This window comes from Aldersonia kunmingensis (assembly GCF_001646865.1).
GTDB lineage: Bacteria > Actinomycetota > Actinomycetes > Mycobacteriales > Mycobacteriaceae > Aldersonia > Aldersonia kunmingensis.
The window spans coordinates 1-1,190 of the sequence record NZ_LRRB01000188.1; the positions used below are offsets into that span (position 1 = coordinate 1).

The window sequence follows — 1,190 nt, forward strand, 5'->3', positions numbered from 1 at the left end:
ACCCGAGGACGTTGCCACCACCACGGCGCTGACCGCGCCGGCGACCGCGACCACGGCCCAGTCCGTGTCGCTGTCGGCCACGGTGGCTCCGGCTGACGCCGTCGGCACTGTCCAGTTCTTCGACAACGGTGTCGCCATCGGCGCCCCGGTGTCGGTGAGCGGTGGTGTAGCGACCGTCTCGCACGTGTTCACCGAAGGCGCGCACAGCGTCACCGCGGAGTTCAGCGGTGGGACCGGGTTCCTCGCTTCGACCTCGGCCGTGAAGGCGATCAATGTGACCGATCCCGAGGATCCGGGCACCGGAGGCAACCCGATCTTCGGTTCCTCGAACTAACCGGTAGGTCTCGGCAACACAGATAAACGGCAGCGGGTGCCTTCATTCGAAGGCACCCGCTGCTGCGTCTCGTCTTGGCGAGGCCGTCATCCCCGCGCGGCGCCGCGCAGGAGGTTCCGATGAGCGCAGACGGCCGTGACGTGACTGCCCACGAATCACCTTGATGTCATCGACGCCGCTGCGATTTCGACACGCAACGTTGATGACGGGCGCGGCTCATCTCAGCGCAGTTCCCGCGCGATCGCGCGTGCCGCGCGGAGAGCCTGCTTCGATGCGTACCCGATCTGGGACGGCCTGGGTACGAACCCGATGAACCGGAGCCTCTCGGCGGCCGGCTCCGCACCGGTGGCATGTGGCCACCGGTGCTCATCCAGCACGCCCAGGTGCCCGACCAGCTTGTCGAGTTCGCGGCGGAATCCGGTCGCGCACACGATCGCCTGCGGGTCGATCCGCGTGCCATCCGCCAGCCCCACGCTGTGCGCGTCGAGTGACTCGACTGCGCCAACGACCTCGATGGATCCGTCGCGGAGGGCGGCGATGGTCTCCTTGTCGACAATCGCGGGTGGCACACCGAGCCGGGCGTTGCGGGCGAAGACCCCCTCGTCAGGGATCTTCGGAAATGACGCAGAGCCCGCTGCCACGCGTCCGCGGTGAAATCGCGCATGCCGCCGCCGAGCAGCTGGACTGGGTGAGCTACAGCGCGCGAATGAGCGCGGCTCTGCGCACGGTGATCCCCACGACCGCTGCTGCTGGCACACCGTCGACCCGGGCACCATCTTGTTCACCGGCAGCGTCAATCACAACGTCGGGTGTTCCGGTTCCTGGCTGGCGCACTACGAATACGAAGTCGAGGACG

General features: G+C 67.6%; 2 protein-coding genes. One reads left to right on the forward strand and one right to left on the reverse strand.

What is annotated here, in order from left to right; genetic code table 11:
- Positions 1 to 334: Ig-like domain-containing protein (locus tag A8G08_RS14260; protein ID WP_169823310.1), on the forward strand; the 334-nt coding region annotated here is incomplete at its 5' end.
- A gap of 221 nt (positions 335 to 555) precedes the next feature.
- Here A8G08_RS14260 and A8G08_RS14265 read toward each other — a convergent pair.
- Positions 556 to 975, reverse strand: coding sequence for a hypothetical protein (locus tag A8G08_RS14265; RefSeq protein ID WP_245672833.1), 420 nt, complete (start codon positions 973 to 975; stop codon positions 556 to 558).
- Between the last annotated feature and the right edge of the window lie 215 nt (positions 976 to 1,190).